The organism is Prochlorococcus marinus XMU1411 (assembly GCF_017696075.1).
Taxonomy (GTDB): Bacteria; Cyanobacteriota; Cyanobacteriia; order PCC-6307; family Cyanobiaceae; genus Prochlorococcus_A; species Prochlorococcus_A marinus_V.
In genome coordinates, this window is record NZ_JAAORI010000006.1 from 55,626 (window position 1) to 74,817 (window position 19,192).

At 31.8% G+C, this 19,192-nt stretch carries 20 protein-coding genes, 1 tRNA gene and 1 other RNA gene; 7 read left to right on the forward strand and 15 right to left on the reverse strand.

Translation table 11 applies throughout. The features are described 5' to 3' along the window. The first annotated feature begins 57 nt into the window (after positions 1-57). Positions 58-1,590, forward strand: coding sequence for a bifunctional pantoate--beta-alanine ligase/(d)CMP kinase (locus tag HA145_RS08885; RefSeq protein WP_209128782.1), 1,533 nt, complete (start codon positions 58-60; stop codon positions 1,588-1,590). Positions 1,591-1,592: 2 nt separating this feature from the next. Here HA145_RS08885 and HA145_RS08890 read toward each other — a convergent pair whose 3' ends face one another. The 5 genes from HA145_RS08890 to HA145_RS08910 are packed head-to-tail and all read right to left on the reverse strand — an operon-like array spanning position 1,593 to position 4,776. Next, positions 1,593-2,066, reverse strand: a complete 474-nt coding sequence (locus HA145_RS08890) for a low molecular weight protein-tyrosine-phosphatase (RefSeq protein WP_209128783.1) — start codon at positions 2,064-2,066, stop codon at positions 1,593-1,595. Between the two features lie 32 nt (positions 2,067-2,098). After that, positions 2,099-2,860 carry a phycoerythrobilin:ferredoxin oxidoreductase gene (locus HA145_RS08895; protein WP_209128784.1) on the reverse strand — a complete coding sequence of 254 codons (762 nt, stop codon included), beginning with the start codon at positions 2,858-2,860 and terminating at the stop codon, positions 2,099-2,101. Further along, positions 2,861-3,571 carry a 15,16-dihydrobiliverdin:ferredoxin oxidoreductase gene (locus HA145_RS08900; protein WP_209128785.1) on the reverse strand — a complete coding sequence of 237 codons (711 nt, stop codon included), beginning with the start codon at positions 3,569-3,571 and terminating at the stop codon, positions 2,861-2,863. A 5-nt stretch (positions 3,572-3,576) separates the two neighbouring features. Beyond that, positions 3,577-4,287, reverse strand: coding sequence for a heme oxygenase (biliverdin-producing) (locus tag HA145_RS08905; RefSeq protein WP_209128786.1), 711 nt, complete (start codon positions 4,285-4,287; stop codon positions 3,577-3,579). A gap of 57 nt (positions 4,288-4,344) precedes the next feature. Then, positions 4,345-4,776, reverse strand: coding sequence for a hypothetical protein (locus tag HA145_RS08910; protein ID WP_209128787.1), 432 nt, complete (start codon positions 4,774-4,776; stop codon positions 4,345-4,347). A gap of 210 nt (positions 4,777-4,986) precedes the next feature. On the opposite strand from HA145_RS08910, the gene HA145_RS08915 reads away from it, so the two are divergent. Continuing rightward, positions 4,987-6,411, forward strand: coding sequence for an NADP-dependent isocitrate dehydrogenase (locus HA145_RS08915; RefSeq protein ID WP_209128788.1), 1,425 nt, complete (start codon positions 4,987-4,989; stop codon positions 6,409-6,411). A 2-nt stretch (positions 6,412-6,413) separates the two neighbouring features. On the opposite strand, the gene HA145_RS08920 is transcribed toward HA145_RS08915, so the two are convergent. From HA145_RS08920 to HA145_RS08935, 4 genes are read right to left on the reverse strand one after another with little or no spacing between them, the layout of a single operon-like run. Next, positions 6,414-7,763, reverse strand: a complete 1,350-nt coding sequence (locus HA145_RS08920; RefSeq protein WP_209128789.1) for a four-carbon acid sugar kinase family protein — start codon at positions 7,761-7,763, stop codon at positions 6,414-6,416. Positions 7,764-7,776: 13 nt separating this feature from the next. Further along, positions 7,777-8,631, reverse strand: coding sequence for a galactose mutarotase (locus HA145_RS08925; protein WP_209128790.1), 855 nt, complete (start codon positions 8,629-8,631; stop codon positions 7,777-7,779). 9 nt (positions 8,632-8,640) lie between these two features. Further along, entirely contained in the window at positions 8,641-9,540 is a 900-nt protein-coding gene (locus tag HA145_RS08930) for an alpha/beta fold hydrolase (protein WP_209128791.1), read from the reverse strand. A gap of 43 nt (positions 9,541-9,583) precedes the next feature. Further along, the gene (locus tag HA145_RS08935) at positions 9,584-10,951 is read right to left on the reverse strand and encodes a cation:proton antiporter (RefSeq protein ID WP_209128792.1); all 1,368 of its coding nucleotides are present in this window, start codon (positions 10,949-10,951) and stop codon (positions 9,584-9,586) included. 154 nt (positions 10,952-11,105) lie between these two features. On the opposite strand from HA145_RS08935, the gene HA145_RS08940 reads away from it, so the two are divergent. After that, complete coding sequence (locus HA145_RS08940) at positions 11,106-13,652, forward strand: glycogen/starch/alpha-glucan phosphorylase (RefSeq protein ID WP_209128793.1); 2,547 nt, start codon at positions 11,106-11,108, stop codon at positions 13,650-13,652. Here HA145_RS08940 and HA145_RS08945 read toward each other — a convergent pair. From HA145_RS08945 to HA145_RS08955, 3 genes are all read right to left on the reverse strand, one after another. Then, positions 13,645-14,100, reverse strand: a complete 456-nt coding sequence (locus HA145_RS08945; RefSeq protein WP_209128794.1) for a hypothetical protein — start codon at positions 14,098-14,100, stop codon at positions 13,645-13,647. The genes HA145_RS08940 and HA145_RS08945 overlap by 8 nt on opposite strands. A gap of 31 nt (positions 14,101-14,131) precedes the next feature. Beyond that, positions 14,132-14,464 carry a hypothetical protein gene (locus HA145_RS08950; protein WP_011377237.1) on the reverse strand — a complete coding sequence of 111 codons (333 nt, stop codon included), beginning with the start codon at positions 14,462-14,464 and terminating at the stop codon, positions 14,132-14,134. Between the two features lie 78 nt (positions 14,465-14,542). Further along, positions 14,543-14,616, reverse strand: a tRNA-Arg gene (locus HA145_RS08955). Positions 14,617-14,654: 38 nt separating this feature from the next. On the opposite strand from HA145_RS08955, the gene rnpB reads away from it, so the two are divergent. Together rnpB and HA145_RS08965 are read left to right on the forward strand one after the other, a co-directional pair. Beyond that, positions 14,655-15,034: RNase P RNA component class A (rnpB, locus tag HA145_RS08960), an RNA gene on the forward strand. A 21-nt stretch (positions 15,035-15,055) separates the two neighbouring features. After that, on the forward strand, positions 15,056-15,805 hold the full coding sequence (locus tag HA145_RS08965) for a ribonuclease III family protein (protein ID WP_209128795.1): 750 nt from the start codon (positions 15,056-15,058) through the stop codon (positions 15,803-15,805). A gap of 3 nt (positions 15,806-15,808) precedes the next feature. On the opposite strand, the gene HA145_RS08970 is transcribed toward HA145_RS08965, so the two are convergent. Further along, the gene (locus HA145_RS08970) at positions 15,809-15,994 is read right to left on the reverse strand and encodes an NAD(P)H dehydrogenase subunit NdhS (protein WP_209128796.1); all 186 of its coding nucleotides are present in this window, start codon (positions 15,992-15,994) and stop codon (positions 15,809-15,811) included. A 24-nt stretch (positions 15,995-16,018) separates the two neighbouring features. Here HA145_RS08970 and rimM point away from each other — a divergent pair, with 24 nt between their 5' ends. Further along, entirely contained in the window at positions 16,019-16,558 is a 540-nt protein-coding gene (gene rimM, locus HA145_RS08975; RefSeq protein ID WP_209128797.1) for a ribosome maturation factor RimM, read from the forward strand. 32 nt (positions 16,559-16,590) lie between these two features. Here the strand turns inward: rimM and glmS are convergent, their stop codons facing one another. Further along, positions 16,591-18,486: a glutamine--fructose-6-phosphate transaminase (isomerizing) gene (gene glmS, locus HA145_RS08980; RefSeq protein ID WP_209128798.1), complete on the reverse strand. Its 1,896-nt coding sequence runs from the start codon at positions 18,484-18,486 to the stop codon at positions 16,591-16,593. A gap of 81 nt (positions 18,487-18,567) precedes the next feature. Beyond that, on the reverse strand, positions 18,568-18,813 hold the full coding sequence (psaC, locus tag HA145_RS08985; protein ID WP_007099573.1) for a photosystem I iron-sulfur center protein PsaC: 246 nt from the start codon (positions 18,811-18,813) through the stop codon (positions 18,568-18,570). Between the two features lie 134 nt (positions 18,814-18,947). Between psaC and acpP the strand changes: the two genes are divergently transcribed. Further along, a complete protein-coding gene (acpP, locus tag HA145_RS08990) occupies positions 18,948-19,187 on the forward strand; it encodes an acyl carrier protein (RefSeq protein WP_209128799.1) in 240 nt (79 codons plus the stop codon). Positions 19,188-19,192: the final 5 nt, after the last annotated feature.

Genomic DNA, 19,192 nt, shown 5'->3' on the forward strand with positions numbered 1-19,192 from the left:
TAAGATTGCTTTTGTCCAGTAATTATTTATCAAATAGATTTATTTTTTAAAAACAAAGTGAAGAAAATAATCATAAGGAAAACTGAAGAAATAGAAAATTGGAGGAAAAATATAAATAGTGAAATTAACTTCATTCCAACAATGGGTAACCTTCACAATGGACATATAAAACTAATATCAACAGCAAAAAATGACAATTCAAATGTTAATTTAATAAGTATTTTTATTAATCCACTTCAATTTGATAACAAGTTAGATTTAGAAAATTACCCTAAAACAATTGATAATGATATAAAAATCTCCTTTTCAAATGGAGCAGATGCCATCTTCATCCCAAGTAATGAAGATATATATCCACCGAATAATAAAAATATTAAATTCCTTAAAGCTCCAATAGAATTATCTTCTGCATTATGTGGATCAAATCGAATTGGACATTTTGATGGCGTTTGTACAGTAGTTTTTAGATTACTTAATCTCATCAAGCCAAAAAATCTTTACTTAGGAGAAAAAGATTGGCAACAACTTTTAATTTTAAAAAATCTTGTCCTAAGAAAGAAATTAAATGTTGCTATTAAATCTGTTCCTACACAAAGAGATTTTGATGGAATTCCTTTAAGTTCACGTAATGTGCATTTATCAAAAAACGAAAGAAAATTGATTAGGTTTTTTTCAAGTGAGTTATTAGAAGCAAAAAAAAATTTTCAACAAGAAAAAAAGATCAATTTAAACGAAATAATAAAAAAACTATCAGCAAAAAAAATTTCAATTGAATATTTAGAACATTTACACCCTCATACACTCGAAAAAGCAAGACTTGAGGATAATATTTCGTTACTGGCCGGTGCGATAAGATGTGGAGAGACAAGATTAATTGATCACGTTTTTCTAATGAAAAGAAGGCCGATTATTGCAATTGATGGTCCTGCAGGGTCAGGTAAAAGTACTGTAACAAAGTTAATAGCACAGAAACTTAAACTTTTATATTTAGATACTGGAGCAATGTATAGGGCATTGAGTTGGCTTATGCTAAAAGAAAGAATTGATTATAAAAAAGAAAATAAATTACAAAATATTCTTAAAGATATATCTATTGTTTTCAAGTCGAATACAAATTCACATCAGGATGTTTATGTTAACAACTACTGTGTTACTGAAGAAATAAGGTCACAAAAGATAAGTTCCATTGTTTCAAAAATCTCCTCAATAAAAGAAGTAAGAAAATTCTTAGTAGAAGAACAAAGAAAAATTGGAGAATCAGGCGGACTTGTAGCTGAGGGAAGAGATATAGGAACTACTGTTTTTCCTCATGCAGAACTTAAAATATTTTTAACTGCAAGCATCGATGAAAGAGCAAAAAGAAGAAAATCTGATAAAAATAGTAAAGACTCGCAAGAAATAGACATTCATACATTAAAAGAACTTATAAAGAAAAGAGATTTTGAAGATTCTAATAGAGAAATTTCACCTCTAATAAAAGCGAATGACGCAATAGAAATTATTACGGATGGATATTCAATTAATGAGGTAGTGGATAAAATTATTGATCTTTATTATGACAAGATTCCTAAAGAGACTGAAATTAAATAAATTCAAGAAATACTTTCCAAAAAACCTTTTACAGAGTCTTCTAAAATATCAAGGACATAATCGAAGCCCTCATCACCTCCAAAATATGGGTCAGGAACTTCTTGCTCATTAAAAACTGATCTAAAATCTTGTATTTTTTTAATTGATGCTAAACCAGTTGAAGCTGTTCTATTTTTAAGATCTTGAATATTTCTAAAATTTGAGTTGTCCATCGCAAGAATATAGTTAAATTCGTCAAAATCTTTGCTAGTAATTTGACGAGCCCTACTTAAGATATTTATATCTCTTGTTTCCGCTGCAATTCTCATCCTAGAGTCAGCTTTTTTCCCAATATGCCAACTCCCAGTTCCAGCAGAATCTACAATAAAGCCATCTGTTAATCCTTTCTTTTCTAGTAGACTTATAAAAATAGCCTCTGCTGCAGGGGACCTACAAATATTTCCCAAACATACAAAAAGAACAGAAATTTTTTTCATATGATTTGAATTTCAATAGAATTATAAGACTTTTAAGTAGTAAATAAAACTTCTTTAATTAAAGATTCAGTAAATTCTTTACCAAACAAACTCGACAACATTGGTCTTGCTGGATCGTTATCTCTTCTATAATTCAAATAATTATTTTGACCGTTTATTAATTCTTTTTGCAGTTCAATATTGACTTCTTTGCTTTCAAAAAGAATTTCCAAATACAAATCAAGATATTCCTTAAATGAGGTATAAAGCTGATTAGTAATTAAAAAATCACTTTTTTCTTCTTTTGGTAATTTTGACCATATTACTCCTGGAGAAAAAAATCTAGCTACATCCGCAGACATTTTTTCAGCTAATGGGAGTGATGAATGACAATTATTTTTGAGTTTTATAAGTTTTTCTAATAACTCATTATTGTATTGATTTTGTATTTTTAATGAAGGCTGAAAATCTAATACTAGTAAATGACTATTTGGTAGAGAAACAAAATCCACTCCAAAAAATGGGACGTTATAAATAGTATTAGGAATAATTAAAAAATTTAAAACAGAATAATTTGGACTATTTATACAAACTGCCCTTGCGAATTGAATTCTTTTGTTATGCGTTACACCCCAAGTAGATAGATTCACATTTTTTTTTGATTTTTTTGAACCATAATTTGAATCTTTATAAGAATATTCCGAGGGTATTGTTTTTTCTAAACAGTTATATTTACGTAAATTATTTGTTAAATATTTTAAAAAATTATGCCATCTCCAATCTGGCCTGTAAAAAATAGTATCTTGTATCAACATTCAATGAATAATCTCATTGTTTAATGTAAACAGAAATTTATTGATAAATTTTTTTGTCCATTTTTCTCCAAAAAAAGATTTAAACAATTTATCTGCTGGGTCTTTTTCAAAACTGTACTTATCATATTTAATTTGATTAATCTTTATTTCTTCTGCATTTAAAAATTGATTAACAGGATTCGATTTATAGATGTTCAAATAATTATTTACAAATAAATGGAATATATTATTTAAATCTCTATCAAGATTTAATTTATTTCCCCTACATATAATCACCCATGGGGAAAAATACTTTTTTGAATCATATATATTCTTCATTTTATTATTATCAAATGCAGAATATTTTTTCTTAATACTACCTAAACTTGAACAATATTTTTCAAGATATCTGCTTTCTTGAATTAAAGGTTGATAATCAAGTATTGCTAATAACTTTTGAGAAGTTCCAAACCATAAAATATCAGCTCCTAAAATAGGCAATTCACTATCAAAATTAGGATATGCGACCGTATTAAACACTTGCAGTTTTTTGCCACCATCTAATCTTGTTATTCGCCACTTTCTATATTCGGGAGATGAAAAAAGCCAATTTTTAATAATATATTGTGAGTCTTCATTGTGATGTTCTTTGAATTCACTAGATATTCGTACTTCATGTCCATTTAATTCATCAATATTGGTTTTAAGGAAATCAACTAATGAATCAAACATAAATATTAGGTCTCGGTACTTCCTTTCCTAACTTTTTTTGTAATGTAATTGAATACAATCTTGCCTAAAACAGCAATCAAGTTACCTTCAAGCTCCTTAAACATTTTCATATTGTAAGTAAAAGCTTGATTAGCTTCATCAATAATTTGATCAGCCATCGTTTGATTTATTGGAAGTTGATTCAAAGTAAGGGAATATTCTTCCTTAAATTTCTTTTCATCAGCAATTAACTCAAACTCATAAAAATTTAAACCATCATTTCCCTGCAAATTTAATGCTTTTTTAGCGATCCTTTTTAAGATTTGCCCCCCAGATAAATCTCCTATATAGCGAGTATAGTGGTGACCAACTAAGAGCTCTGGTGAATTTTTAGCGACCTCTCGGATTCTTTCAACATATTCTTTTGCTGAGTGAGAAATATTAATTTCATTCTTCCAGTTTTCACCAAAATAAAATTTAAGATCATTTACAAGAGTTTCTTTCCTGAATAATGATTTAAAACCTATAGGTTTTATTACGGGATGTTCCTCATTGACCAGTCTTTCAATTTCTTCTTCCATAGCTTCATAAACAAAATATAAATCACTAATTAATTTTCTATAAGATTTTTTTTCAACAACTCCTTTTAAAAAACAAGCTACAAAGCCAGTATTTTCTGCCATAGTATGGGATTTTTTTGTCCCTTCTCTTAATTGTCCTGCAAGAGCAACTGCCATATATTTTGAATTATTTTTGTAAGTTTATTTAATCTACAAGGAAAATACATAAAACAGCTAATTTTTGTTACCAGCGGATGTTGTAGAGAATAGCTTATAAAGTTCTTTACAAACCAAAAAAAGGTTATCTTTTTGTTCCTTTTGCGGTAAATGAGTACCAGTCATTTCCCAATCACCGATGGTAGCCACTCTCCATCTCTCGGAGGGAACAATCATACCTCGCATTATTATTCCTAACAATTTCGGAACTCTGCGATTATTATCATTTTCAATTCTTAATTGTAGGAGTATTGCTCTACATTCAATAAGGGGACTCCAACCAGGGAAATGGAAAGCAAAATCAATAGTATCTTGCATGGATTCATTATTTGAATTGTCCCAGGGACTAAAGTTTACGCTTGCATCTGGAAAATATTTCCGAAACAAAGCTGCAGTGGAAGCAATTTTATTAGCTATTTCAACATTACTTACATTTGAACTCGCATTCATAAGTAGCTGAGTATTTTTTTGAAAATGACATAATTTCCTTTAACTTGCTTATTAACTACTTTTTCTTTTAATAAAGATGTTGAAATGCTGATCAATAAACTATTCTCTATTCACATTTGAATAATAAATTTCTAGGTTTTAAAGAAAATAACTCATCGCAAATTACAATACGAGGAACTTCAATGAGTTATCTTTTATTAATTCTATGCTATGCCAAAATTTGAAAAATTAAGTTTACCTAATGAAGGAGAGATAATAACTTTTAATCAAGGCAAACCTAATGTTCCTAATAATCCAATTGTCCCATTTATTAGGGGTGATGGTACTGGAGTTGATATTTGGCCTGCAACTCAAATCGTTCTTGATTCAGCTATTAAAAAAAGCTATGGAGATGAAAGAAAAATTAATTGGTTTAAAGTCTATGCAGGCGATGAAGCTTGTGAACTTTATGGAACATATAACTACCTCCCTCAAGATACTATTGAAGCAATCAAACACTTTGGTGTAGCCATTAAAGGTCCTTTAACGACTCCCATCGGTGGAGGCATTAGATCTCTTAATGTTGCATTAAGGCAAATATTTGATTTATACAGCTGTGTTAGACCATGCAAATATTATTCAGGAACTCCAAGCCCTCACAAAAATCCCCAAAATTTAGACGTTATTGTTTATAGAGAAAATACTGAAGATATCTATATGGGAATTGAATGGGAAGCGGAGGATAATAATTGTCTTGAATTAATTAATCACTTAAATAACGTTGTCATACCAAAAAGTAAAAATTTAAAAAATAGATCTATACCTAATGGATCAGGTATTGGAATAAAACCAGTGAGTAAATCTGGTAGCCAAAGGCATATTAGAAAAGCTATTGAACATGCCAAAAGATTATCAGGAGATAAAAGGCATGTGACTCTTGTACATAAAGGGAATATTATGAAGTATACAGAAGGTGCATTTAGAGATTGGGGATATGAATTAGCAGTAAATGAATTTAGAGATGATTGCATTACAGAAAGAGAAAGCTGGATTTTAGATAATATTCAGAAAAATCCAGAAATTACAATTGAAAATAATGCTCGAAAAATTGAACCAGGTTTTGACAAGCTTACAAATAACAAAAAAGCATTCATTTGCGAAGAAATTAAAGAAGTTATTGCATCAATATCAAATTCTCATGGAAATGGAAAATGGAAAAAACTTATTCTTGTTGATGATCGGATAGCTGATAGTATATTTCAACAAATTCAAACTAGACCTCAAGAATATTCAATTCTTGCAACCTTAAATCTCAATGGAGACTATGTTTCTGATGCAGCTGCAGCAATTGTTGGTGGTCTAGGTATGGCTCCTGGCGCAAATATTGGAGATAATGCAGCAATTTTCGAAGCTACGCACGGTACTGCGCCAAAACATGCAGGCTTAAATAAGATTAATCCAGGCTCAGTAATTCTTAGTGGTGTAATGATGCTTGAATATTTTGGTTGGGATGAGGCAGCTAACTTAATTACTAATGGTTTAAGTAAGGCAATAGAGCAAAAAAAAGTCACTTATGATCTAGCACGCTTAATGGTACCAAAAGTAGAACCCTTATCCTGCAGCAGTTTTGCTGAAGAAATTATCTCAAATTTCTAATTTTAAAAATTATTTTTATTTTCAAAAACTTTCCAAATATTAACCAGTGAATCTTTAGTGCCAATGTTTCCAGGATGAGTAACAATTGGAAGTTTTGCGCCATTTTTTAGATTGTAAGTCACCACTGAAATGCCAGTTAAAATCTGTCCTTCAAGATAAACATAATCTGCATTAAGCCCTTTACTAAGAATCAAATTTGTTGTTATTCCACCTTTTGAAATCAAATATCCTATTTCATACTTCAAATCTGCGACTAATTCAGCAATAAAACAAGCAAGTAAATTATAAAAATTAAATAGTTCAGAAGCATCTAAAGACATAAATTTTCTTGAAGTAAACAAAACAGGAGTTTTTCCTTTCTCAAAAGAAAATCTAATTTCTTTCAACAATTTATTTTTAAAAAAATTCCTTCGCTTCTGATTATTATCTGATGAATTAATTTTAAAGAATTCAAAAACATCTAATTCAATTGGATTGCAATTACTTATCTCTAATAAATTATTCAATTGTATTGTTGAAAGTTCTACATAAGATCCAACAATTATCAGTCCTGGAAGAAAACTCTTTTCTTTCTTTCTTGTTCTTAAATTAGAGAAAAATATTTCACTCTGTGAGACACTTTTTTTTTCAGAAATTGAACTTATAAAACTTGCTGCAGTTCGAAAAAGGAATTTTTTTTGTTTAATTAATTTTTTAATTACTAAAGAAAATTTTTTTAGTTGAGAATAATTTTCTACATCTACAACTACATGTTTATTATTCTTCAAGTTCTTTAGTGTGTTAAAAACAATATTATTTTCTTTATCATTTAGCATTTCGATATCTGACAATAAGAGATTTTGAATATCTTCAAAATTTATTTGCGATTTACTCTGCTGAAATAAAAGACTCTTGACATTACTTGTCTCATATCCAAAAATTTTATCTGTTGCAAAAATTGTTTCACTAATAGGAGTTTTATCAACAAAATGAGATCCATTAATTGTTAATCTTTTACCCTCAATGAAAGCTGGAATATGAAAAGTAGCATCGAAAGGACCTAAGCAACTATTTAGAGCAATTGGCTCTAAAAAGTTATGTCCTCGAAGAGTAGAGTCTCCTCTACTTATAAAAATAATTTCTTCTTCATAGGCTTGAGAAGTAATTACAGTCTTAAGATTTTTGCAAATTTCCTCTATTGTTAATTTCGCATCATTTTCTGATAGTGACCTTGTGTTAGCCAAAATAAAAAATAAATTAGATTTAGATTCAAAACCTTTGACTAAAGTTGAGCAGTCCCACTTAAGCAGTAATAAGCAATCGTGAACAGTTTGAGAGCCTGTGGGATCATCATCTATAACGACAAATTTCATAAGTATTGCAAAATTACTTAAGTGATTTTATTTGTATTGAAGCATTTAACCTTTTACTATCATTTGAAGGAATCATAATGTTTCTGAATCCATCAACAAAAGAATTACGGGGACTAGTCCAAGGTTCGAGACATATCATTCTTCTTGGAGGATCACTCCAAATAACGCCTAAATCAAAAGGATATGGATGATTTAAAGTTACCTCTCTTTTAAAAATCTTATCTCTAAAAGAGCTTCTACCGGAAGTATACATAAGAAGATCAACTCCTAAATTAATTTTGTTTAATTCATCCAAAGTATTACTTATAGTATTTCTTTCTTGATCCTGACAATTAAGTGGATTATCAACAAACTCTAAATTTTTGAAATCTGAAACATTAAAATAAGGATGCAAACCAAAATTTATAGGCATAGCAAAATCTGTTTTGTTCTGGATTGTAATTTCAAATTCTAAAAAGTTAATTTTTAAAATAACTTCTATTTTTAGTTCGAAATCAAAAGGATAATATTTTTTGGTTTGTTTAGATGCATTTAAGAATAAGCATAAAAATTTTTCATTTTCATGGAAGGAGTATTGCCATTGCAAATCCCTAGCGAAACCATGTTGTGGTAATTGCAAATAACCATTTCCAAATACTGAACTAGAGGTATTAAGATTCCCACAAATTGGAAACAAGATTGGAATACCTCCTCTAATACTTTTTGTCTTGTCCATAAATCTTGTTTCATCGAAATAAAGGATTTCATTACCATCCGAAACCCAATTTGTAATAACGCCTCCTCTTTCAGGACAAAATTTAATGTAATTATTTTTATCTAATTGAAAGACAAAAATTCCTTGATCCTTATTAGATAATTCAAGCTTCACGATTATTACTTAAAGAGAATCAACCCAATCCAAAATATGCTGATTAACTAATTCAGGTATCTCATCATGAGGGCAATGTCCTGCATCAAGAATAATTTCTTTTGTATTCTTTGGTGTAAATTTTTTATATAGATTTCTTTTTTTTGGAGTGTTCATCCATGGATCTTTCCCTCCCCAAAGAAGTAATAATGGTGCATTTAGTTTTGCGAATAGCTTATCCAACGGCAATCCCTGAGGACCTGACGGGTTAAATACACTTCTAAAAACATTAAAAGCTCCGAAATCTAATGAAGGCTTCCTTATTGACTCAACTAAAAAATCATCAACATTTTTTTTATCAACATAAACTTGATTCAAAGTTTTTTTAATATTTTTTGGATTTCTCATATTTTCAAAAATCAAACGTTGAAGAATAATATTTTTCAAAAATATGCCGGCAACTGTTTCAATTGAAGTTTGCAACATATTCTTTTTGATAGTTTTTTCTTCACTAAAATATCCTGCAGCATTCAGTAATATCACTCCTGCATTTAGATCATTTAATTCTGCACCAGCTGCTAATGCTGCATAACCACCTAATGAATTTCCAACAACAACTGTGGGTTTTTTTATTTTCTCTTGTACATAAGCAACAACCTGATCCTTCCATAAAGATCCTGAGTATTCAACATCTTGGGGCTTAGGACTTTTTCCAAAACCGAGAAGATCCATCGCATGAACTTCATATTTGCTACTCAAAATAGGGATATTGAATCTCCAGTGATCCGTAGATGCCCCAAAACCATGAATTAATAAAATTGCACATTCTTTTGATGTTTGCTCAGGCTTAGCAGAAATAGTATGTATTGGGTAATTTAAAAAATTCCAGTCATAATTTACATCGCTATCTATCAGAGCTGATTTTTCCATTTAATGAAAATACTATATTAGTTAATACTAATAAAATTATTTCCTAAAGAAGACCTACAGGATCAGCTGCAACATCATCTGAAATTTTATTGCCATCATTTGGTGGCTTATCTTTTAGAACAATTCTCAAGAGAACAGGTGCAAGAAATGTAGTTCCTATAACCATTAATAAAATAGCTGCTTCAAGAGAAGGAGTTAACAACTTAGCGCTTGTTCCTAGCCCAAGGAAAATCAAACCAACCTCTCCTCTAGGCATCATGCCCAAACCTACAACTAATCTATTAGTAGGTTTATCACTCGAAAATACCCATCCTGCAGCAATTTTTCCAATAATTGCTACAACTAATAAAAATCCTGCAACTACAAGAGCTGACCTACTTGTTGGATCAAGTGGATTGATAACTGATAAATCCATTCCAGCTCCTACTAATACGAAGAAAATAGTTGCGAATAAGGATACTAAAGGTAAAACGGATTGTTGGATTGCGTGATTATTTTTAGAACTACTAAGAATTAGTCCTGCTGCAAAAGCACCTAAAGCTGCTTCCAATCCAATAGCTGTTGCGACAAAACAACACAGCACAAGTATCACAAAAGAAGCTACCACTACGGCTCCAGGAGCCTTTAATCTATCTAATAACCAATCAAACCCTGGGGCTGCTGTTCTACTTAATGCGATAGCAGCAATAACAAATACTACAGCTGCAGCAACTAATTTAACAATAGGAGCAATTTCTAAAGTACCTCCTGCAGCAAGAGCCACAACAACAGCCAAAATTACAATTCCCAAAATATCGTCTAGTACTGCTGCACCAATAACAATCTGTCCCTCTCTGGTTTTTAAATATCCCAACTCACCAAAAACACTAGCAGTAATTCCTATACTTGTTGCTGTCATAGATGCTCCAGCAAAAACTGCTGGAATTAGATCTACCTGGAAAATAAACATTAATCCGAGAGTTCCAAAGGCAAAAGGTAAAATTACACCAGCCATAGCAACTGTAAAAGCTTGAGCTCCTACAGCTACTAATTCCTCTAACTCACTTTCTAATCCTGTTAAAAATAAAAGAGCATATAAGCCGAGAGTTGCTACTGCTTGGAGGGATGGAAAACTTTCGAAATAAACTTCAGGTACTGCTTCTGGGGGGATTGACGCCAACGAGCTAATAACATTTACAAGTCCTTCATTTAGTTCGGTTCCTGCCGAGGGCGGTATCAACAAATGGAATCCTGATGCCCCTATTACAACCCCTGCGAGCAGCTCACCAACTATCGTTGGTAAACTTAGCCTTACTAATACTTCTGCTAATGCTCTTGCAGCTAAAAATATCAGGAGAAACCTTATAACTCCTATCAAAGTTTCAGCAACTTCTAAATCATGTGCACTTAATTCAGCAAGTAAAGAATACATATGAAATGAGAGAAAAAATAAACTATCTAATTGGAAGATAGTTTATAGAGGGCCCACTTTAAGAAATATGTAAGAAAAAAGCAAAAATACTCAACAAGTGTGGATCTGAAGTTACAACAAAGAAATTTTCAAAAAAATGGCTATTGTCTGATATATGGCTAATCCAATGAATTCCAACGAACCCTTCGATCTACGCTTGCCTACACCTGGCTGCTATTTAGATCCTGAGAAAGCTGGCATGGATTCAGATGCTGTTTTTCAAGGAATGACAGCTCATCTTTTCTACACTCTTGGAAAGTTAGCAACTTCTGCAAGTCCTCACGATTTGTATATGGCCTTGAGTTACGCAGTTAAAGATAGGCTAATGACAAGGTATTTAGCCAGCCAAGAATTAATAAGAAAAAAACCACAAAAAACTGTAGCTTACTTATCAGCAGAATTCTTAATAGGACCTCAATTAAGTAATAACCTTCTTAATCTAGGCATAACTCAAGAGGCAGAAGATGCTTTAAAAAGATTTGGTATTGAATCTTTATCAACAATCCTTGAAGTAGAGGAGGAGCCTGGATTAGGTAATGGTGGTCTTGGCCGACTTGCGGCATGTTATATGGAATCATTAGCATCTCTACAAGTACCAGCAGTTGGTTATGGTATTCGCTACGAATTTGGCATATTTAATCAATTAATTAGAGATGGATGGCAAGTTGAAGTTACTGACAAATGGCTAAAAGGTGGATGGCCTTGGGAACTCCCACAACCTGATGAATCATGTTTTGTTGGTTTTGGAGGAAGAACTGAAAGTTATAGAGACGACAAAGGAAATTACAGATCAAGATGGATACCTTCTGAACATGCAATAGGTGTTCCCCATGATGTTCCAGTCTTAGGATACAGAGTAAATACATGTGACAGATTAAGATTATGGAGAGCTGATGCAACAGAAAGTTTTGATTTTTATGCTTTCAATATTGGTGATTACTATGGAGCAGTAGAAGAAAAAGTTGCATCTGAAACTCTTTCAAAAGTTCTGTATCCAAATGATGGAACTGACGAAGGCAGAAGATTAAGACTCAAACAACAACACTTTTTTGTAAGTTGTTCTCTTCAGGATATGCTTAGAAGCCTTGAAAAAAGATCAATACCAATAACAGAATTCCCTGAGCATTGGACAGTCCAATTAAACGATACTCATCCTGCTATTGCAGTTGCAGAATTAATGAGACTTCTAATTGACCAATATCAAATAGGTTGGGATAAAGCCTGGAATATAACAACTTCCTCAGTTGCTTATACCAACCACACATTACTACCAGAAGCTTTAGAAAAATGGGATTTAAGTTTATTTAATGATCTTCTTCCTCGTCATCTAGAAATTATTTATGAAATTAATTGGAGATTCCTACAACAATTAAGACTACGTTATCCAGGTGATGACAAAATCCTTCAAAAACTCTCAATAATTGATGAAGAAGGCTCAAAATCAGTTCGTATGGCTCACTTAGCTACAATCGGGGCGCATCATATAAATGGTGTCGCAGCTCTTCACTCAGATCTAATTAAAAGACAACTTCTTCCAGAATTCGCAGCTCTATGGCCTGAAAAATTTACAAATGTAACTAACGGGGTTACTCCAAGAAGATGGGTTGCACTATCTAATCCATCTTTATCTAACCTTCTTGAAGAAGAAGTTGGTCCTAATTGGATAACAAATATGGAACTTCTTAAGAAGTTAGAAGAAAAAAAAGATGACAACAATTTTTTACAAAAATTTGAGGAAACCAAATTAAATGGCAAAAGAAAATTAGCTAGTTTTATCCATTCGAAAACTGGAATACTCGTAGACCCATCAAGTTTATTTGATGTTCAGGTAAAAAGAATTCATCAATATAAAAGACAACATTTAAACGCACTACAAATTATTGCTCAATATCTAAGAATCAAAAATGGTAAAAATAAGTATGAAGTCCCAAGAACAATAATATTTGGAGGTAAAGCTGCGCCAGGTTACTTTATGGCAAAGCTAATGATTCGATTCATTAATGGTATTGCTGACGTAGTTAATTCTGATCCAGATATGGATGGTTTATTAAGGGTTGTATTTCTACCAGATTACAACGTAAAACTTGGTGAAATAGTTTATCCCGCAACGGATCTTTCAGAACAAATTTCAACTGCTGGTAAAGAAGCCTCTGGAACTGGAAATATGAAGTTTGCTATGAATGGAGCTTTAACTATTGGAACCTTAGATGGAGCTAATGTGGAATTAAGAGATCTTGTAAAAAAAGAGAATTTCTTTCTTTTTGGTAAAACTGAAAGCGAAATTATGGATTTAAAAAATAATAATTACTCCCCAAAAACTTTTATTGATCAATGCCCAGAGCTTAAAGAGGTAATACGCCTAATCGAAATTGGGCACTTTAGTAATGGGGATAAAGAATTATTTAAACCTTTACTAAATAGCTTAACTGGATATGACCCATTTTTTGTTATGGCTGACTTTGAAGACTACTTAAATAAACAGGATGAAGTCAGTAACTGCTGGAATAATAAAAAATCCTGGAACAAAATGGCATTATTAAATACTGCTAGGTCAGGATATTTTTCTTCAGATAGATCTATTAGAGAATACTGCAAATCTATTTGGAAGGTATTTCCAATGCCTGTAGAAATTACTTGTGATGTCGAAGAATTAACTAATTAATATTTTTCTTATCTGGTGAATCTGGGGTTTGATGAAATAATCTATTCAAAATTAATCGATCAATATTTAATGGATCTGGAGCTAATTCATTAGCAATTTCCTTAAATTTTGATTCAATATTGTTTGAAATTTTTGTATCCAATATTCTTTCCATTAATGCTTCAATTGAATATAAATAGGCATTAACACTTTCAAGTTCATCTAAAGCTTCAGTAATTTCTATATCAGAAATATGTTTTTGTTCGGGACTGATATCTTTATTTGATTCTCTTTGAGATAATTCACTCTGCAACTCATGAGTAACTTTGATACAAAGTGTTCTGAACGATTGAATAGATGCCCAATTCAATTCTTGTTGCTGCTTAAAAGTAGGAAATTCCCTAATAAGTCGATCATGCTCCTTATAAAATCTCTGACAGTCAGAGCATTGACATGGTTCTTCAGGCAAAAGAAAATATAATTCTTCTTATATCATCTCACTATTTAGGCAAAATTGTCGGACCATCCAATAATTCGTCATTTTCATCAAGTGAATCCGGACTATCTGGCAAAGGTATCTCAATACTAGTAACCAAATTAATAACATCTCTTAGTCTCATAGAATCAGCAAACCATCCCATTGCTTGCTCAGCATCTCCTCTTTTTTCAGCATCATTTGCTTGGTCTTCGTGAGCTTCCGCCAATAAAGCAAGCCAACACAGGCATCTTGCTTGAACTATAGAAAGATCTAAATCATTAGGTTGGGATTTAGAAATGCGTTCATGCTCTTGTTGAATTAAGAGCTTTAAACGCATATCATGCAACTTAGCCATAAAAGATTTATTACTATTTATACGCTAGCTAGAGAGTAGCAAATTTGCACACATACTACATATAGTTTTTTATTTTTACGGGACTGGCGGGATTCGAACCCACGACCTACGGTTTAGGAAACCGTTGCTCTATCCTGCTGAGCTACAGCCCCAATAGATGATTTTTGGAGTATTAAGCATTATGCTAAATGAAAGCAGGAGAGGCAATCGCAAAAAAGTTTTATTTTGTTTCCAAAATAAAACTTTTTTGAGGAAAGTCCGGGCTCCCATATGGTCAAGCTTGCTGGGTAATTCCCAGTGCGGGTAACCGTGAGGATAGTGCCACAGAAACATACCGCCTAATACTTCATGTATGGCAAGGGTGCAAGGGTGCGGTAAGAGCGCACCAGCAACATTGAGAAGTGTTGGCTAGGTAAACCCCGGCTGGGAGCAAGGCTTAGTAGATTTATGACCATTAGACAATCTACTATTAAGCGCCGCTTGAGACTGTGAAGTAATTCCAGTCCTAGATAGATGATTGCCCATCTAAATTAAGATGAACAGAACCCGGCTTATGACCTGCTTTCTAATTCTTTTGATTATTCTAATCAGATGACAAATATACTTAACACAAAGAGAATTAATCAAATAACTACTTTTTTAAAGTCTTTAAATATTAAATCAAAAAGATTTTCTGAAATAATTAGAACACAAAATATTTCAATGATTCAAAATTTTAATAAAGCATTTATCCATTCCTCAGAGGACAAAATAATAAATTACGAAAAACTGGAATTTTTCGGAGATGCTGTACTTAGATTAGCTGCTTCTAATTTTATTGAAAAAAAATATCCTCAAATGAGTGTAGGAGAAAGATCAGAGCTAAGAGCACAAATTGTAAGTGATCAATGGTTAACTAAATTAGGGGGAGAAATTGGTATAGAGAAATTAATAATTAAAGGACCTAAAGCTCTTGGTGATGAAAATTCAAAAAATACTATAATTGGTGAAGCTACAGAAGCTTTAATCGGTGCTGTTTACAAGTGCTTTGATTCAATTCAGGAAGTAAATCTATGGTTAGATGATATTTGGGAGGAAGATTCAGAAATATTTTTAAAAGCTCCATATAAATTCAAATCTAAGACAGTATTGCAAGAATGGTGTCAAAGTAAAGGTTTTGATTTGCCAGTTTATGAAATAATTGAAGTCTCAAAGAAAAATGGGGATCCCAAGAGATTTTCTTGCGATATATTTATCGAAGGATTAAAAAAATCATCTGCATATGGCAAATCTCATAAACAAGCAGAAACAAATGCAGCTAGAGTTTTGATAGAAAAATTTATTACTATGGGTAAAATTTAATATTTATGCAATTTCTAAATTCTTTAGCTGAAAAGTTATGAGTTTATCCCAATTGCCCCCTTCAAAAAGAACAGCTGCTCTTTTATTTGTAACTCTCTGTACAAATCCTTTATATCCTCTATATATAGAGTTAGTGTCTTTTACAACAACAAAAGAACCTGGAAGTATGGGTTTAATAGATAAATTCATAAAATACTCTTACTAATACAATATATGATAAATAAGAATGAATGGTTGATTGTTGGACTAATAACATCCTGTCATGGAATTAATGGACAGGTAAGAGTTAAATCTCTAAGTGATTTTGAAGAAAGATTTTTAAAGCCAGGAATGAGATGGTTACAAAAAGAGAATGAACCTCCCTCTAAAATTGAACTTTTATCTGGTTTCAAACAGCCGGGTAAAGAAATTTTTATAGTTAAGCTCCAAGGAATAAATACAAGAAGTCATGCAGAGCAATTTAAAAATTTTAAAATTCTCGTAAAAACTGATAAGCTACCAAAATTAAAAAAGGAAGAATTCCACTTGTTGGAACTTATAAATCTGGAGGTTAAGACTTTAGAAAATGATGAACTAAAACTAATTGGAAAAGTTATTAATTTAGAAAATGAGAAAAATAATTTGCTTATTATTGAACTATTTAACAATCAAAAAAAAGTTCTTATACCTTTTGTCAAAGAAATAGTTCCATTAGTAGATATAAAAAATAATTTTTTAATCATCAATCCTCCTAATGGACTTTTAGAGCTATAAATTTAAAAAAATAAAAATTTGTAAAAAACTAATCATTCCACAGTTACACTTTTAGCTAAATTTCTTGGTTGATCCACGTCAAGGCCTCTATGAGCTGCAATATGGTAACTCAATAATTGTAAAGGGACTATATTAACCAGAGGTGAAATCCATTCATTTGAGGTGGGTACTTTCATTAAATAATCAAAGATTTCTGTTCCATTACATTCAGGAGCAATCCCAATCAAATATGAATCTCTAGCTTTTGCTTCTTGAGCATTGCTTATAACTTTATCAAAAACCTCACCAGGGGAGGCAATTGAAATTACAGGTACTTTTTTATCTAATAAAGCTATTGGACCATGTTTCATTTCACCAGCAGGATATCCAGCTGCATGTATGTAACTAATTTCTTTAAGTTTTAACGCGCCTTCGAGAGCAATTGGATAATTTATTCCTCTTCCTAAAAAAATAACATCTTTAATATTAAAAAAGTCATGTGCAAGTTTTTCTGAAGATTTATTATGTTTCTCTAAGAGATCTTCCAGTAATGGTGGAAGTTCTTTAAGTTCATTTATTAATTTACCTATTTCAGCAGGACTTTGATTTCCTTTAATTTGAGCAAATTTTATGGCTAATCCATAAAAAGAAAGTAATTGAGCAAAAAAAGTTTTTGTTGCTGCAACTCCAACTTCTATTCCTGCACAGATATCAATTATATTTGAAACCTGCCTTCCTATGGAACTCTCTTTTCTATTTGTTATTGCAATAAGATTGGGTTGAAATTTTTTATCTTCAATTGAAGAACGTCTTTTAATTTCCATATCGATAGCCGCAATTGTATCAGCAGTTTCACCAGATTGAGTGACTCCGATAGTTAATGTATTTGGCAATAGTGGAGGTGGTGAATATCGAAATTCGCTTGCATAGAAGACATTTGTAGGAATACCTGAAAACTGTTCTAATAAAAAGCTGCCCACCATTGCAGCATGTTTACTTGTGCCACAAGCAATAATTTCAATTCTTTCAATTGATTCAAAAAACTCTGTATCAAAAGGATAGTTGATTTGATATTGGTCATTATCTAAGTTTTTAATTAAATAATTATCCAACCAGTTTTGTGCTGTTTCAGGCTGATCATATATCTCTTTTAGCATATAGTGTTTGAAATTCATCTTATCCATTATTTGCTCTGAGACTTTTAAAGAAACTGGATTTCGGTATTGTCTCTCGTTGTTTGAATCATATATTTCAATTCCAAGCGGAGTTAATAAAGCTATTTCTTCATCCTCCATAGGCAGAATAATATTAGTAAAGTTTGCAATAGCTGGAGTATCACTAGCACAAATAAATTCTCCTTCACCCAAACCAATAATCAAGGGCGCTTGTCTTCTTGCAACTACCAAAGAGGTTGGAGCACCAGCCCATAAAACTGCCAAAGCATAAGATCCCTCTAAATCAGATATTACATTTCTCACAGCTATTAATAATGTTGAACCATTATTCTCAAGATTAAGTTTACTTAATGTATTTAACTCTCTTTGAATGAGATGGGGAATTACCTCGGTATCAGTATCAGAATTAAAAATAATACCCTCTTCCTCTAATTTATTTTTTAAATCTTGGAAATTTTCGATGATGCCATTTTGAACAACTGCTATGGTTCCTGAGCTATCGGTATGAGGATGTGCATTTTTAACCTCAGGCTTTCCATGAGTTGCCCATCGAGTATGACCAATACCTACAGTTCCAGGAATATTATGATCATTAAGATTACTTTTCAAATTTTTCAGTTTTCCTTCTGCTTTATTACAAGAAATACAATTTGTTTCAGAATTTATAATTGCAATACCCGCAGAATCATAACCTCTATATTCAAGTTTTTCTAAACCATTCATTAATAATGGTAAAGCCTTTTTATATCCAGTTACAGCTACTATTCCACACATACGAATTTTTTTTTCAATTATATTGAAATAAAATGCGTATTTATTAAAACATGGACTCTCTTAAAACTGCACTATAAAAAATTAATATGCTAAGCCCATACTCCTAGAAGTTTCATCTCCTAAATAAACACGAATACTTAAGAAGTCTGTTGGACATGCCGTTTCACATCTTTTGCAACCTACACAATCTTCTGTTCTAGGAGATGAAGCTATTTGGCCAGCTTTACAGCCATCCCAGGGAACCATCTCTAAAACATCAAGTGGGCAAGCCCTTACACATTGGGTACATCCAATGCAAGTGTCATAAATTTTAACTGCGTGTGACATGTAAAAATTGTCTTTTGAACCTCGTTTTATAATACTATTGTCTTACAAAGAAATTAAAAAAATTAAGATATGCTTCACTCTTGTTAACTCTAGGGCATAAAATCATATAGATAATTAGTAATTTTTCATAAATTATGTCACAAGAAATCCTCGAAAAAGTTTGTTCTATTGTTTCAGAACAATTAAGCGTTGAATCAGGAGAAGTGAAATCAGATTCAAATTTCCAAAATGATTTAGGTGCCGATTCTCTAGATACCGTTGAACTCGTAATGGCTTTAGAAGAAGCATTTGATATTGAAATTCCTGATGAAGCAGCTGAAGGAATAGCAACTGTTGGCGATGCAGTAAAATTCATCGAAGAAAAAAAAGGTTAATAAAG